We start from the raw sequence: 15,853 nt of genomic DNA on the forward strand, positions 1-15,853 counted from the left end.
TCCTGAGCCGTTGAACGCCTCATCCTTCCCATCCGTATGGAACGACGCGCTTCAAGCGAAGGAGTTCCATGGGACGCTCAGCACGCTCTCCACGAAAACGGACGACCCTCCCCCGTCGGATGGTGCTCGCCGCCGCCGCACTCATCCTGGGCGGAGGCGGGCTCGCCGCGGTCAATGTGTACGCCTCCGCCAGCGAAGGCGGTACGGGGCGGTCGGGGCCGGCCATGCAGGGCATGGGGCAGATGCGGATGTTGTCGACCATCGACTGCCCCGATGTGGGCAATTCCCTGTCCACCGTGCCCGATGCGGCGAAATCCCGGGTCGACCGCCAGCTCGCCGCCCTTGATACGCAGATCACCGACGCGTATACGAAGTTCGCGGACAACAAGGACCGGATCCAGCGTGATCCCGCTCTCGCGGACTCGATGGTGCTTTCCCCGCTGAAGCAGCGGCGGACCGATTCCATCGGGCAGATCGCGGACGACTCCGGTCAGCCGGACCTCAAGAACAAGGGGCTCGCCGCCTGCACGATGCGGGCCGCCGACGCCGGTTCCGGCAGCCAGGACGCGGGCACCGGCAACGGCCAGGGCGGCGGGTCCGACCAGCAGAACGCCGGCCAGAACGGCGGCGCCACTGGTCAGAACGCCGGCGCCGCCGGTCAGAACGCCGCCTCCGGCCCGGTCCGGAGCGACTTCGTCGACATCCGCTCGGTACGGCCGAACGTCAGCACCCCCGCCCCCGGGGGCGGCGCCTCCACCGGCACCTTCACCAGCGACTGCGGCCGCAACCAGAACGGCAAACGCAATCCCGACAATGTCATCGTCGCGCCGGGTGTGAGCAATGGCGCCCACCATATGCACGATTACGTCGGCAACCAGGCGACGGATGCCTTTTCCAGCGACAACGATCTGGCCAACGGCGGCACCAGCTGCCGCAATCAGGGCGATAAGTCCACCTATTACTGGCCCGTCGTGCGGATCCTCAACAACGGGAACGACACCGACGTGAACGCGGCCGGCGGCGGCAAGGACAAGAACGTCGGGAAGATTCAGACCCCGGCCCAGGTGACGATCGCTCTCGCCGGAAGTCCGGTGAGCAAGGTGACCGCGATGCCCCGGTTCCTGCGGATCATCACCGGCGACGCCAAGGCGTTCACCAACGGCAATGCGAACGCCAATGCCTCGTGGAGCTGCACCGGATTCGAGAACCGCCAGCTCAAGGACAAGTACCCGCTCTGCCCCCAGGGCAGCCAGGTGGTCCGTACCTTTAAATTCCAGAGCTGCTGGGACGGAAAGAACACCGACAGCGCCAATCACCGCACCCATGTGGCCTTCGCCGACAAAAGGGGTGCCTGTCCGGCCGGATTCCAGGCGATTCCGCAGCTCGTGCAGCGCATCGTCTACAGCCTTCCGGCCAAGGCCGGTGCCTTCGCCGTGGACTCGTTCCCCGAGCAGCTCCACAAGCCCGTCACCGACCACGGTGACTTCATCAATGTCTTCAGCGATCAGCTGATGGGGAAGGCGGTGAACTGCATCAACACGGGGCGCTCCTGCGCCTGATCCCGCGCGTCGAGCGCGCCCGGGGTCGCCGGTCGTGATCCGCCGGACGCCCCCGGGAGGCAACTGCCGCTGCGCGGCCGACTCGGTCAGTGGTGTCCGGAATGCACGGTCCCGGTCTCGACACTGCCGCCGAGCCGGCCGTGCAGTGCCGTGACCACCGGCTGCTCGCCGACCGCCACCCACTTGCGGCCCACCAGGTACACCCCGCCGTAGTCCTCCGCCCCGTTGATCCACTCCCGCTGGCCGCGGTCGGTGGCGAAGGTGGCGAGCACGTAACGGCCGTCCTTCGTCGTGCAGTTGGCCTGGCGCAGTTCCGCCGAGTCGGTCGAGACGACGGGCGTGCACGCGGCCTTCGCGGCCAGCTGCTCCAGGGTTCCGCTCGCGGTCGCGGGGGTGTCCGGGGACGAGGTGCCGCAGCCGCTCGCGAGCGCCACGGCGACCGCACCGCCGAGCACCACCCGGACCACCCTGATCACTCGCGCATCGTTTCGCATCACCCCATCCTGCCTCCAACTCCCTTGTAAATATGGCGACTTGGCGATTCTCGCGGGTCGGCCGAGCGAGCCGGTCGCGGATGCCCGATCATGGACCCATGCGTGTCCCCACCCTCGCGCCGGTGTACGTCGGCGGCGTACAGCTCATCGCGTACGCGACCCGGCGCCTGCTCGGCGACCGGGCCCGCGAGGACCTGCTGCGCTCGTGCTCCACCCACGTCGACAACCTGTCCGCCGGCCGGTACTCGACGCTGGCCACCAGCGCGCTGCTCGTCGAGTCGCCGATGGAGCTGCCCTACGCGCTGCTCCTGCTCGCCGTGCTGGGCTACGCGGAGTACGCGTACGGGGCCTGGTGGGCGGCCGGGGTGTTCCTGTTCGGCCATGCCGGCGCGACCCTCCTGGTGTACGGCGGGCTGCGCGCGGGGCGCCCCTCGGCCGCGACCCGCTCGGCGCTGGACGTCGGCACCAGCTACGGCTTCCATGCGGTGCTCGGCGCGCTGACCTCGGCCCTGCCGCGCGGACCGCTGCGCGGCGGCGCCCGGCTCGGACTGCTCGCCCTCGCCGCCCGGCCCCTGCTGCGGCCCGGCCGCACCTTCACGGACGCGGGACATTTCGCGGCCCTGGGGCTCGGCCTCGGGGTGTCGGCGGCGGTGGACTACCGTTCGGTAGGAAACCGGTAGATTTCACCCCGCTCAGGAGCCGCCCGACCATGATCGCGATCCCCGCCACCACCGTCGCCAACCTGCGCGACCTCGGCTCCACCCCGCTCTCCGGCGGCCGCACGGTCCGGCCGGGCCTGGTCTTCCGCGCGGGTCAGCTCGACCGCATGGACGCGGCCGCCGATCCGGCGGTAGCCGCGCTCGGGCTGCGTACGATCGTCGACTTCCGCACCGACGCCGAGCGGGCCGACCATCCGGACCGGGTGCCCGCCGGGGCCCGGCTGGTCGTCGCCGACGCGCTCGCCGACACGATCTCGGCGACCGGGGCGCCCGCCGCCGCCCAGCTCAAGCACATCCTGGCCGACCCGATCGTCGCCGAGGAGCACCTCGGCGGCGGCAAGGCGCAGGCCCTGTTCGCCGACACCTACCGCTCGCTGGTCTCCTCCGGCTCGGCCCGCGCCGCGTACCGCGCGCTCCTGACCGAACTGGCCGCCGAGGACGCGGGCCCGCTGCTCTTCCACTGCACGGCGGGCAAGGACCGCACGGGCTGGGCGGCGACGGTGATCCTGACGCTGCTCGGCGCGGACGAGGCGACCGTCGAGCGCGAGTACCTGTCGGTCAACCCGGCGGTCCGCCAGGCCTTCGGCCCGCTCATCGAGGGCTTCGTCGCCCAGGGCGGCGACCCCGAGATCGCGCTCGCCATCATCGGCGTCGTACCGGAGTACCTCGCGGCGGCGCTCGATGAGGTCGAGACGCGGTACGGCTCGATGGAGAAGTACGTGCGCGAGGGGCTCGGGATGCCGGACGAGGCGGTGGCCCGCCTGCACGAACGCCTTGTCTGATCCCGACAGGTGCTGTCAACTGGCGTGAGAGGGCGGCGAGTTGAGCACCGGGTGACCATCTCAACATTCGCTCGTTTTGCTGAACGTGGCCCCAGAGCAGGACATCCTCAACCCACCCGCCTCCTCCGTCGGCGTCGAGCAGGCCGAGGCCGCGCTCGTCGAGCACTATCCGCGGCTGGTACGGCTCGCCTACCTCGTACTGCCGCCCTCCCTCGGGCGCAACCGCCGGGTGCTGACCGCGCACGCGATCGTGCAGCGCTCGCTGCCGCGCGGCCGCGGCGGCTCCGGCGCCGAGGCCGACGAGGGGCTGATCCCCGGCGCGCGGCGGGCCCGGAGCGGCGGCGATCCGGGGTACGTGTACGTGCGGCGGCGGGTGCTGCGCCAGGCCCTTGACGCCGGGCTCCCGCTGCGGCGCAAGGCCTGGCCCAAGCGGGCGCAGCTTCCGCCGCTGCTGCCGCAGGTCCGCGGGCTGCGGCTGTTCCCGCGCTCGGGCGGCGCCGATGAACTCGCCCTGGACCAGCGCCTTTCCGCCCTGTCCGGACCGGCCCGGGCGGCCTATGTCCTGCGCGGCCTCGAACGGCTCGGCGACGACGAGGTGTGCGCGGAGCTGAACGCCGCCGGGGTCACCGGCACGCGGCAGGCGCTGGCGGAGGCCGACGGCGTCGAGACCCAGTCGGGACTGCTCGAATCCGCCGAGTTCGACCCCTGCTCGCTCCAGGCGCGGCCCACCGATCTGATGCGCCGCCGCCAGCACACCCGGGCCGCGCTCGCCGCCGTCGCCGCGCTGGTGGTGTGCGGGGCGCTGATCGGTCTGCCGGGCGGCGGCTGGGGGCCCGACGGCGCGGCCGCGCCCCCGTACGCGCGAAATCCCGCCGCCGAGGCGGCGCTCGACCCCGGCCAGCTGCTGCGGGTCGAGCCCACGGCCTGGACGACTTCGGTGCGTACGGACTTCTCCGTCTGGCCGGCCCGGGGCTCTCTCGTCGGCGACTCGGCGCTGCTGCGGCGGGCGCTCGCCGTCTGGGCGCGGCCGGGCGAGTCGGTGCAGGTGTCGGCGACGCCGGGCACCCCGTCGGGTCCGCCCATGGGCGCGCCCCAGCTCCTGTTCGCGGGCGATGTCGACCGGGCGAGGGTGGTGCTGCTCTACGACGGGCTGCGGGTCGCCCGCTACGCCGAGCCGCACGACAGCACGTCGGGCGCCGCGCTCGACTTTGCGCGGGTCGACGCCGCCGACGCCGCCTCCGCGAGCGCGCTCGTGGTGGGCCGGACCGACGGCAACGTCCGCTACCTGACCGCGCCCTGGGTGCGCGAGGCCTCGGTACGCGATCTGCTCACCCCGGACGCCGACGCCCGGCCGCTGCACCGCGACCGGGACGGGGTGACCGATCCGGTGGTCTCGCCCGCACAGGCCCGCACCTGCACGTCCTGGGAGGCGCTGGAGTTCCACGACGGCAGCGGGGTGCGGCTCTTCAGCGATCTGGGCGAGCTCGCCCCGGCCCGGCTGACCTGGGGGCCGCCCGCGGATGCCCGCGATGTCGGCGACCGCTCGGCGCGCGCGGGCTGGGCGCGGACCGCCTGTCTGCTGCCCACCGTCCGCTCGCACGGCGTGCGCTCGGTCAACGACTGGCGGTTCGCCAAGCAGTCGCTGCCCGAGAGCAACGGCACCGCTGACTGGATCTGCACCCGGGCCGAGACCTGGCGGGGCGCGGGCAGCCGGGTGTTCGCCCAGTTCCAGGCCCCGACGGCGAAGCTCGCGCCGGGCGCGATCGCGGCCCGTGCGGAGAACTCCCCGGCCTGCGGGGTGCGCGAGGCGCGGGTGCTTGCCGGGGTGCTGTGGAAGTCGCGCGGCGGAAACTGGTTCGTGCTCGCGGCGGGCAGCGAGCAGGTCTCCTCGGTGACCCTTTCCGGCGGGACCACCGGCAGCGAGCACGGCAACCTGCTGGCCGTACGGGCCAAGGAGGGGGCGCGGGCAGAGCTCAACGGGCGGCTCGCGGACGGCAGTCCGATCACCACCCTGCACTGAGCTCCGGCCAACAATCGTGTGCGCACCCCTGTCGCTGCAGCGTACCCATCAGTACATTGACGCCATGTCTAATACGCCGCAGCTCGCTCCGGTGGCCTCGGAGCACATCGAGCTCAAGGCCCGGAACGTCTCCTTCGAGTGGGAGAAGACCCCGCTCCACTGGATACCCGGCGACCCGTTCACCGGCCACACCATCAATGTGCTGCACCTGCTGCTGCCGGCCGGTGAGCGCTGGTTCGTGCACGTGTACAAGCAGGTCCTTCCGTACATCACGGACGACCGGCTGCGCGCGGACGTCATCGGCTTCATCGGGCAGGAGGCCGTGCACTCCGCCGCGCACGACGACGTACTCCCCCATTTGAAGAAGCTCGGCCTGGACCCGACGCCGTACACCGCCCAGGTCGACTGGCTCTTCGAGAAGCTGCTCGGGGACCGGACGCTGCCGCCGGGCCGGGCGCGGCGGTGGTGGCTGATGGAGCGGGTCGCCACGATCGCGGCGATCGAGCACTACACGGCGTTCCTCGGCAACTGGATCCTCAACGCCGAGACCCTGGACCGGCGGGGCGCCGATCCGATGATGCTGGACCTGCTGCGCTGGCACGGCGCCGAGGAGGTCGAGCACCGGGCGGTCGCCTTCGAGCTGTTCATGCACGTCGACGGCGGCTACCGGCGCCGGGCCCGCACCTGGGCGACCGCGTTCACCGCGCTCGCCTTCCTCTGGCAGCGCGGCGCCCGCTTCTTCATGGCGAACGATCCGACGCTGGCGGACGGGAAGGCGAGCTTCGGGCAGTTCTACCGGGCGGGCCGCAAGGGGATGCTGCCGTCCACCCCCGCCATGCTCAAGTCGATCCCGCGCTACCTGAGCCGCGGCTACCACCCCTCTCAGGAGGGCAGCACGGCCCAGGCGGTCGCCTATCTCGCCTCCTCCCCCGGCGCCAACGGAGGCCGCTGACATGCGCCGTGCCACCACGCTCGCCCTGGCCGCCGGGGCCGCGCTGCTCGCCAGGCGCGCGCTGCGCCGCCGCATCGCGGCCTCGCCGCTGTGGCCGATGCCCGCCCTGGAGGAGCCCATATCCGGGCGCGGCACGCGGCGTTCCACGGTGACGCGGAAGCTGACCGTGACCGAGCGGACCGAGCCCGCCGAAGGCGTCGTACAGCTGCGTCTCGAAGCCCTGGACGGGGCCGGGCTGCCCGCCTGGGAGCCCGGCGCCCACCTCGATCTGGTGCTGCCGTCGGGCCTCGTACGGCAGTACTCGCTGTGCGGCGATCCGGCCGACCGCTCCTCGTACACCGTGGCCACGCGGCTCATCGCGGACGGCCGGGGCGGTTCGCGCGAGGTGCACGAGCAGCTCCAGGAGGCGGTCGAGCTGTCGGTGCGCGGACCGCGCAACCGCTTCCCGCTGGCGGCGAGCGGGTCGTACGTGTTCGTCGCGGGCGGCATCGGGATCACGCCGATCCTCCCCATGCTGAGGGCGGTTGAGGCGGCCGGAAGTGACTGGCGGCTGCTGTACGGCGGGCGGTCGCGGGCCACGATGCCGTTCCTGGACGAGATCGAGAAGCTGGGCGGCGGCCGTGTCACGGTGGTCCCCGAGGACGAGTCGGGACTGCCGGACCTCGCCGCCTTCCTCGCCGACTCCCCCGCGGACGCCGCCGTTTACTGCTGCGGCCCGGAGCCGCTCATGGACGCGGTCACCGAGGCGCTCCGCCCCGGCCGCACCCCGCATCTGGAACGGTTCGCACCGGGCGCGGCCACGGCGGGCACCGGCTTCGAGGTCGAGCTGCGCCGATCGGGCCGCACAGTGGCCGTCCCGGCGGACAGGTCGGTGCTCGCCGCCTTGCGCGAGGAGCTCCCGAACGTCTCGTACTCCTGCGAGCAGGGCTTCTGCGGAACCTGCCAACAGCGCGTCCTGGCGGGCGAGATCGACCACCGCGACGAACTGCTCACGGACGCGGAGCGCGACGACTCGATGCTGATCTGCGTATCGAGGTGCCTCGGGTCGAAGCTGGTGCTCGACCTTTAGAGCGGGTGGCTGCGCAGACAGGCCGTATAGGTACTCTGTTCGCATGACGACCGGGGTACGGCGCAGGATGGGCGTCGACGAGCGCAGGCAGCAGTTGATCGGGGTCGCCCTCGAACTGTTCAGCCACCGCTCGCCCGACGATGTGTCCATCGATGAAATAGCGGCGGCCGCCGGGATTTCGCGGCCACTGGTCTATCACTACTTCCCCGGCAAGCAGAGCCTGTACGAGGCCGCGCTGCGCCGGGCCGCGGACGAGCTCGCGGGCCGCTTCATGGAGCCGCACGAGGGTCCGCTCGGCGCCCGGCTGCTGCGGGTGATGGGGCGGTTCTTCGACTTCGTGGACGACCACGGCCCCGGCTTCTCCGCCCTGATGCGGGGCGGCCCGGCGGTTGGCTCGTCCACCGCGAACGCCATGATCGACGAGGTGCGCAACGCCGCCTACCTCCAGATCCTGGCGCACTTGAACGTCCAACAGCCGCCCGCGCGGCTCCAGTTGGTCGTACGGTCATGGGTGTCGCTGGCCGAGTCGACGGCCCTGATCTGGCTGGACGGACGGCGGATTCCGCGCGGCGAGCTGGAGTTGCAGCTGGTGCACGACTTCGCGGCGCTGGCCGCGGTGAGCGCCGCGTACGACCAGGAGATGGCGGCGATCCTGCTGCGGATGCTCGCGGAGGAGCCCGCCGACGGCCCGTTCGGCGACCTGGTGTCCCGCCTGACCACCCTGCTGCCCGGACTGCCCGCACCCCGCGTGGGCTGACCTCCGGTACCTGACCCCGGGCCGAGGCGATGCCTCAACTCCACTTCCTTGAACCGGAGTTGAGAGCGAGGCCAAGCCCTTCGTCCAGGCCCGTGGTCACCCCCCGCTCGAAGGCCGACTCGTACGCGCCGTCGCCGGCCGCCGCGCGGGCCCGGAGCTCGCACTCCTCGCGTACGGCGGTGAGTTCGGGCGCGCCCATCTGCGCCTTGCCGACCGTGCGCCAGCATTCCTGGCCGACGCCGAGCAGCAGTGCGCCGCCCTCGCCGTCGCCCTGGGCCGCGACCGCGCAGGCCAGCAGGTCGAGGCCGATCGCGATGCCGAAGCTGTCGTGCAGGAGACGTTTGCCGGCGAGCATGGCACGGGCGTGCGCGGCGGCCTCGGCGGGCCGGTCCAGGGCGAGTGCGCTGACGGCCAGCATGTAGTCGGCGTACGCCCGCATCCAGCGTTCGCCCCGCGCAGCGCACTCGTCGCGCAGGAGGACCGCCTCGGTGGCCGCCTCGGTGTAGCGGGCCAGGTTGTTGAGGGCGTAGATCCGGGCGAGCGCGCACAGCACCCGGCCCGCCGAGAAGCCGGTGTCCTGGGCGAGGGCGGGGTCGAGGATGCCGAGGGCCCGCTCGGGGTCGCCGGGCATCAGGACGCTGGCGCCGTACAGATAGGCGGCGCGGAGGCGCTGCTCGGGGTCGGCCGCGGCGTGGGCGCACTCCTCACCGAGCCGGTAGGAGGTGGCGAAGTCGCCCTGCAGGAGGGCGGTCATGCCGAGCGCCCACACGGCGGTGGCCCGGTACGGCCCCGGCGCGGGGCGGCCCGCCAGGGCGCGCTCCAGATAGTCGCGGCCCTCGCGCAGCCGTCCGCAGCAGAACCAGACGAACCAGAGGGAGCCCGCCATGTCGAGCGCGGCCTCGGGGTCGGTGGTGAGGAGGTGTTCGAGGGCGGTGCGCAGATCGGCGTGCTCGGCCTCAAGGCGTACGTACCAGTCGAGTTGACCGGCGCCGAGCCACGCCGCGTCGGCCTCGTGGGCGGTGCGGCAGAAGCGGCGGGCGTGCCGGCCGGCCACCTCGGGCGCCTCGCCGAGTTCGCGCAGCCAGCGCAGCCCGTACTCGCGGATGGTGTCCAGCATGCGGTGGCTCATGCGGCCGGACGCGTCGAGCCGGGTGCGGACGACCGACTTGTCGATGAGCCCGGCGAGGACCTGTTCGACGCGGGCCGCGGGAAGGGGGCCGCCCGCGCCGATGTCCTGGGCCGAGGCGAGGTCGAAGCCGCCCGCGAACATGGCGAGCCTGGCCCACAGGAGCCGCTCCAGGGGCTCGCACAGTTCGTGGCTCCAGCCGATGGCGGTGCACATGGTCTGGTGGCGGGGCAGCGCCGCGATGCTGGTGTCGGCGAGCACGTCGAAGCGGGAGCCGAGCCGGGCGGCGAGTTGCTCGACGGTCCACAGTCTGAGCCGGGCGCCCGCGAGTTCGAGGGCGAGCGGGATGCCGTCGAGGCGGTGGCAGACGTCGGCGGCCGCGGCGGCGCGGGCCGGGTCGTCGAAGTCGAGGTTCGGCACGGCCTCGGTGGCGCGCTCCTTGAAGAGGGTCAGCGCCTCGCCCGCGACGGGCAGCGGCTCCAGCGGGAAGACGTGTTCCTGCGGCCGGCCCAGCGGCTGCCGGCTGGTGGCGAGGACGGTGAGCCCCGGTGAGGTCTGGAGCAGTTCGCCGATGAGGTGGCCGCAGGCGCTGATGAGGTGTTCGCAGGTGTCGAGCACCAGGAGGGGGCGTTGGTCGGCGAGCCGGGCGCAGAGCGCTTCGCAGGCGGTGCGCAGGCTCTGGTCGTTGAGGTCGAAGACGTCGGCGACGGTGGCGGCGAGTAAATTCCGGTCCCTCAGCGGAGACAGCTCCACCCACCAGACCCCGTCGGGGTGGCGGTCCTCGATCCGCCGGGCGGCCCGCAGGGCGAGCCGGGATTTCCCGACCCCGCCGGGTCCCGTGACGGTGACGAGACGGTGCCGGTCGAGGAGGCTGTCCAGGGTGGCCAGCTCGGCCGACCGCCCGATGAAGCTCGTGCTCTCCGCAGGAAGGTTCCCCACCACGGGCACAGTCTGGACCACCGTGCGGAACACGACGGAACCCGAGGCGGCGAACAACCGGAATAGCTCGTTAAACGCATGTGAATGACCGGGACTGACCGGTTCAGTACTGCTTGAAGACCGCAACGGTGCGGGCCGGGACTGTGAAGCTCCCCGATCCCTGGTCGTAGCCGGCCGATTTCACCACCGGGTCGGCGCCGGAGGCCTGGCGCGGGTGCAGTGCGTACGGTGTGCCCGCGAGGGCGGGCACCCGCTGGGTCCGGGTCTGCGGGGTCGCGTTGAAGACGACGACCAGTCCGCCGAGCCGCATGGTGATCACCCCGGGGGTCTCGTCGGGTCCGGACAGCGGGAACGAGAGCGCCGACTGGACCTCGCCCGCCGTCGCCAGACCGAACGCCGGCTCACTGCGGCGGATCGCCAGCAGGTCCTGGTAGGCGGCCGAGGTCCCGTTGATCTCGGCGCAGCCCGGGGTGAGTGCCGGGTTCGTCAACAGGGGTTTGGCGTAAGGCCACTTGGCCTGGTTGTCGGCCGCCGTGGGCAGCCCGCGCCCGAATCCGTTGCCGGCCCGGCAGTCCCAGTGGATGGCGTTGAACCAGTCGCCGCTGTCGAAGGAGTTGCGGTCGAGCGACTTGGACCGCAGCAGGTCGCTGCCGGCCTGGGACAGGGCGGGCCCCTGCGAGAGCGCCGCGGTGGCCAGCGCGAGGACCTGCATGCGGGAGCGGTCCGCGGCCGGGGTGGTGGCGGGCAGTTTGAAGGCCAGCGCGTCGTACAGCGACTCGTTGTCGTGGGCGTCGGCATAGGCGAGCGCGTCGCCCGGGGCCGCCGCGTACCCGGCCGGGGCGCCGTTGTAGTCGACGTCGGAGCCCTTGACCGTGCGGCCGCCGCTGTCGGTGAAGCTGTACGCGCCGAGGTTGCCGGACAGGCCCACCTTCAGCAGGTCCTGGTAGTGCAGCAGGCGCGCCTTCTGCTCGGCCGGAGTGCCGTTGGCCGAGGAGGAATTGGGGTCGGTGTAGAGACCGGAGGCGAAGCCCTGGACGCCCGGGTCGGCGTCGAAGGGGCTGCCGCCGCGCACCGCGTCGCGGGCCCGGTCGGAGAACGTCGCGATGCCGGTGCCCGCCATGTTCTTCTGGGTGGCCTGCACGAAGCGGGCGTCGTCGGCGACCTCGCCGAAGTTCCAGCCCTCGCCGTACAGGATGATCTTCCTTCCGTCCACGCCGTCCTTGGCGGGCGTGAGGGCGTCCAGGGCGCTCCGCACGGCGAGGATGTTCGCCTTCGGATGGTGGCCCATGAGGTCGAAGCGGAACCCGTCGACCTTGTACTGCTTGGCCCAGGTCACCACCGAGTCGACCACCAGCTTGCCCATCATGGCGTTCTCGGGCGCGGTGTTGGCGCAGCAGCTGGAGCTGGCCACGCTGCCGTCGGCGAGCAGCCGCTGGTAGTAGCCGGGCACGATCTTGTCGAGGACCGAGTTGTCGGCCTGCCCGCTCGCCGCGGTGTGGTTGTAGACGACGTCCATGACGGTCCGCAGCCCCGCGCCGCTGAGCCCCTGCACCATCTGCCGGAACTCGACGGTGCGCCGGGTCCCGTCGGGGTCACTGGCGTAGGAGCCCTCGGGGACGGTGAAGTGCAGCGGGTCGTAGCCCCAGTTGTACGCGTCCTTCGCGGCGGACCGGGCGACGCAGGCCTGCTGCTCGGCCGAGTCGGGCGCGTACACCTTCAAGTCGCAGGCGGGAGTGGCCTGTTCGGACCTCCTCTCCGGGACGGTGGCGAAGTCGAAGGCGGGCAGCAGATGGACGTACGAGGTGCCGGACTTCGCCAGCTGGGCGAGGTGCTTCATGCCGTCCGAACCGGTGTCGGTGAAGGCGAGGTACTGGCCGGGATGGTGCGAGGTGGCATCCGCGACCGAGAAGTCGCGGATGTGCAGCTCCTGGATCCGCGCGTCGCGCAGCGGCACGGCGGCGGGCTTCTTGAGGGCGGCCCAGCCCCTGGGGGCCAGTTTGGGATCGGACAGGTCCACGACCAGACTGCGGGCCGAGTCGGCGGTGAGCGCGGTCGAGTAGGGGTCGGTGACCTTGTTGGTGACGATGCGCCGCACGCTCGGCGCCCACACCTTCACGGCGTACAGGTACGGCTTGCCCGACCAGGAGGCGGGCCCGCGCACCGACCACACCCCGGTTGTCGCGTCGCGCCGCATCGCAAGCGTGCGGCCGTCGATGTCGAGCGAGACCTGCTGGGCGGTCGGCGCCCACAGGGACAGGGTGGGGCGGCCGTGGTCGAAGACGGGGCCGAGCGATGCCTTCGTCCCGTCGTACAGGGCGTCGAGCACGCCCGGGATCTGCACGCCCGTCGCGGCCAGCAGCGCGCCATTGGCGGCCCGCTGGGTGGCGATGAGCTGCCCGGTGAGGGCCGCGCGGACGCGGGAGCGGTCACGGGCGTCCACGGTGAAGGCCGGATAGTCCTTCAGGTGCGGGTACTTGGCCTTCTGCGCCTCGCTCAGCGCGGCGGGCGTGAGCCGCAGCCACTGGCCCTCGTCGGAGAGCGCGCCGTCCTTGACGGTGATCCCGCCGCCCGGCGCGTACACCAACTGCTCACTGGTCGCGGCGGTCGCCTTGACCTTCCAGACGACGGTGTCCGCGTCGATCCACTGCGCCTCGGACTTCGCGAGGTCGAGCGAGGCCGCCGAACTCGGCTGCGGGAGGAGGTACTTGGGCTGCCCGGCGAGCAGCCACGCCTCGTTGCCGTACGTGGCGAGGTCGAGGGACTGGTCGTCGGGCAGGTCCTTCTGGTCGCCCTTGTGCAGGATGTAGCTGAGCGAGGTGGCACCGGCGGCCAGCGGCACCTCGAAGGTCACCCCGTACGCGTCGCGGCCGGTGGGCCGCAGCGGCTTGGACCAGTCGGTGGGCGAGGCGGCGCCGGTCCAGGTGTGCAGGCCCCAGCCGTCGTAGTCGCCGTCGGAACGCGAGTAGTGCAGGACCACCTTGGACTTGTCCTGCGGCGGTCGGGCGCCGGGCGGCGCCTGGTCGAACTGGCCGTCCTTGCCCTGTGCGATCCACACCTCGCCGGTGCGCGACAGGTCGACGGTGCGCTGCGGCCCGTCGGTGCTGCCGCCCTTGGCGACGGTGTACGCGATGGATGCGGCGCCCTGGGGGATCCTGACCCAGGCGAAGGCACCGTAGGCGTCGCGTCCGGTGAAGGCGACGCTCCGGTCGCCGGCCGTCAGCTGCCAGCCGTCGTAGTCGCCCGCCGGGCGCTGGTAGTGGACCACCGCCCAGTCGCGCTCGACGGCCGTCGGCTTGGCGGGCGCGGGTGTCCGCCCCGCCGTCGTCGCGGCGGCCGCGCTCGCGGTACGTCCCTGGCTGTCGACCACAACAGCCTTGTAGCGCAGGGGAGTTCCGGCGGGCAGGTCGATGTACTGGGTGACTTTGTAGGGGGCGTGGTCGGCGGAGCCGAGGGTCCGCCACCGGCCGTTGCCGCTCTGCGCGGCGAAGACGACCCGGTCGAGCTGTCCGCCACTGACGTCGGCCGACAGCTCGACGGTTCCGGTGGCCCCGGGCGCGGGGGCCTTCAGAGTGACCGACGGCTTCGCGGCGGGCGCGGGCAGCGGGGCGGCCGCCTTCAGGACGAGGGAGGACAGGGCGGGCACGGTCACCTCTGCCGTGCCGTCGGATCCACTGCGCACGGCACCCGAACCGCCGTACAGCGTCGCATAGTTGGCATTCACGGAACCGACGGGCACGGAGACCGTCTTCGGTCCGGTCGCGTTGTTCACGGCCACGACGTACTCGGTGCGCGTCCTGGGGTCCGTACGCGAGAAGGCGTAGACGGAGCCCTTTGAGTACCGCTCGGTCTGGACGCCGTCGCTCAGTGCCGGGTTGGCCTTGGTGAGGCGGGAGAGGGCGGCGATCGTGCGGTAGAGCGGGTGGGTGGGGTCGTAGGCGTCCGAGGCGTGGGTGCGGTCGGTGCCGAGCTCGTGGTCGGCCAGGTAGTCGGGAACCTTCGAGGCGAACATGGTCTGGCGGGCGTCCTTGTCGCCGCCCGCGCCGGTGAAGCCCTGCTCGTCGCCGTAGTAGACCACCGGGTTGCCCCGGCTGAAGAACATCAACTCGTTGGCCATCCGGTCGCGTTGGAGCAGCTCGGCGTCGGTGGCCTGCGGGTGGTCCTGCTTGAGGAAGGTGCCGATGCGGCCCATGTCGTGGTTGCCGAGGAAGGTGACCTGCTCGTAGGCGTTGGCCTTGTCGGTGGTGTAGCGGTAGTCGTCCGCGAAGAGGGCGGCCAGCTTGGCGGCGGGGGCGCCTTGGGACGCGTACTGGCGGGCCGCGTCCTGGAAGGGGAAGTCGAGGGTCGCGTCGAGGCGGCCCCGGGTGACGTAAGGGGAGGTGACGGCCGGGTCGGCGGAGTAGGTCTCGCCGAACATGAAGAAGTCCGGCCGCCCCTGCTTCTTCGCGTAGGCGTCGAGCGCGGTCGCCCACTGGGTCCAGAAGTCCAGGTCGACGTTCTTGACCGTGTCGATGCGGAAGCCGTCCACGGCGAAGTCGTGGACCCACTTCTCGTAGATCTGCTCCATCCCCGAGACGACCTCGGGCCGCTCCGTCCACAGGTCGTCGAGCCCGGAGAAGTCGCCGTATTCGGCGCTCTCCCCCGCGAACGTCGAATTTCCCCGGTTGTGGTACATCGTCGGGTCGTTGAGCCAGGCCGGAACCTTCTTCCCCGTCACGACGGGCGTGTAGGGGAAGGAGTTGACGTCGACCTTCTTCATGCCCGCGCGGTCGTCGAAGGGGCGCCCGGTGGTGTCGAGGTAGGGGTAGGCGCCCTTGGGCCGGTAGTCGTACTGCTTCTCCGCGTAGTCCACGGTGTCGGCGGTGTGGTTGGTGATGACGTCGAAGAAGACCTTCATGCCCTTGGCGTGGGCCCCCGCGATCAGCCGGGTGAGGTCGGCGTTGGTGCCGAAGTGCGGGTCGACCTGGGTGAAGTCGGTGATCCAGTACCCGTGGTACCCGGCTGAGGCGTCCTTGCCCGTGCCCTGCACGGGCTTGTTCTTGAAGATCGGGGCGAGCCAGATGGCGGTGGTGCCGAGCCCCTTGATGTAGTCGAGCCTCTGGGTGAGCCCCTTGAGGTCGCCGCCCTGGTAGAACCCCTTGTCGGTGGGGTCGTAGCCGGTCTCCAGGCGCGAACCGGTCAGCCCGCCCCGGTCGTTGGAGGTGTCCCCGTTGGCGAACCGGTCCGGCAGGACGAAGTAGAACTGCTCGCGCGTCGCGCCGTGCCGGGCCGGCTCGGCGGCGAGCTGGGCGTCACTGGGCGGCGCGGGCGGCTTCGGCACGGCCGAGGCGGGCAGCGCGGGCACGAGCGCCACACACAGGGCGGCCACGAGCGCGACGGCCGTTCTTCGCAGGGGGATCACCGGGGGCTCCTCGGTTGAGCGGGGGTCTCGGTCGTACG

At 71.9% G+C, this 15,853-nt stretch carries 10 protein-coding genes; 7 read left to right on the forward strand and 3 right to left on the reverse strand.

Going from position 1 to position 15,853, the window contains the following annotated elements; genetic code table 11:
- Positions 1-68: 68 nt before the first annotated feature.
- Positions 69-1,559: a DUF1996 domain-containing protein gene (locus tag ACIBK6_RS08770; RefSeq protein WP_399049997.1), complete on the forward strand. Its 1,491-nt coding sequence runs from the start codon at positions 69-71 to the stop codon at positions 1,557-1,559.
- A gap of 86 nt (positions 1,560-1,645) precedes the next feature.
- Here ACIBK6_RS08770 and ACIBK6_RS08775 read toward each other — a convergent pair whose 3' ends face one another.
- Positions 1,646-2,053 carry a hypothetical protein gene (locus tag ACIBK6_RS08775; protein ID WP_399049999.1) on the reverse strand — a complete coding sequence of 136 codons (408 nt, stop codon included), beginning with the start codon at positions 2,051-2,053 and terminating at the stop codon, positions 1,646-1,648.
- 98 nt (positions 2,054-2,151) lie between these two features.
- Between ACIBK6_RS08775 and ACIBK6_RS08780 the strand changes: the two genes are divergently transcribed.
- The 6 genes from ACIBK6_RS08780 (at position 2,152) to ACIBK6_RS08805 (ending at position 8,352) form a co-directional block, all read left to right on the forward strand.
- Positions 2,152-2,733, forward strand: coding sequence for a rhomboid-like protein (locus ACIBK6_RS08780; RefSeq protein ID WP_399050001.1), 582 nt, complete (start codon positions 2,152-2,154; stop codon positions 2,731-2,733).
- Between the two features lie 29 nt (positions 2,734-2,762).
- The gene (locus ACIBK6_RS08785) at positions 2,763-3,554 is read left to right on the forward strand and encodes a tyrosine-protein phosphatase (protein WP_399050002.1); all 792 of its coding nucleotides are present in this window, start codon (positions 2,763-2,765) and stop codon (positions 3,552-3,554) included.
- 76 nt (positions 3,555-3,630) lie between these two features.
- Positions 3,631-5,574 (forward strand): hypothetical protein, encoded by a 1,944-nt coding sequence (locus ACIBK6_RS08790; protein WP_399050004.1) that lies wholly within the window; start codon positions 3,631-3,633, stop codon positions 5,572-5,574.
- Between the two features lie 64 nt (positions 5,575-5,638).
- Complete coding sequence (locus ACIBK6_RS08795) at positions 5,639-6,526, forward strand: metal-dependent hydrolase (RefSeq protein ID WP_399050005.1); 888 nt, start codon at positions 5,639-5,641, stop codon at positions 6,524-6,526.
- A gap of 1 nt (position 6,527) precedes the next feature.
- On the forward strand, positions 6,528-7,595 hold the full coding sequence (locus ACIBK6_RS08800) for a PDR/VanB family oxidoreductase (RefSeq protein ID WP_399050007.1): 1,068 nt from the start codon (positions 6,528-6,530) through the stop codon (positions 7,593-7,595).
- Between the two features lie 43 nt (positions 7,596-7,638).
- A complete protein-coding gene (locus tag ACIBK6_RS08805) occupies positions 7,639-8,352 on the forward strand; it encodes a TetR/AcrR family transcriptional regulator (protein ID WP_399050008.1) in 714 nt (237 codons plus the stop codon).
- Between the two features lie 34 nt (positions 8,353-8,386).
- Here the strand turns inward: ACIBK6_RS08805 and ACIBK6_RS08810 are convergent, their stop codons facing one another.
- Both ACIBK6_RS08810 and pulA read right to left on the reverse strand, forming a co-directional pair.
- Positions 8,387-10,420, reverse strand: a complete 2,034-nt coding sequence (locus ACIBK6_RS08810; RefSeq protein ID WP_399050009.1) for an ATP-binding protein — start codon at positions 10,418-10,420, stop codon at positions 8,387-8,389.
- 100 nt (positions 10,421-10,520) lie between these two features.
- A complete protein-coding gene (gene pulA / locus ACIBK6_RS08815) occupies positions 10,521-15,815 on the reverse strand; it encodes a pullulanase-type alpha-1,6-glucosidase (protein ID WP_399050011.1) in 5,295 nt (1,764 codons plus the stop codon).
- Positions 15,816-15,853 lie beyond the last annotated feature (38 nt).

The sequence above is a fragment of the Streptomyces sp. NPDC050485 genome (genome assembly GCF_044458185.1).
In the GTDB taxonomy this organism is placed as follows: Bacteria; Actinomycetota; Actinomycetes; order Streptomycetales; family Streptomycetaceae; genus Streptomyces.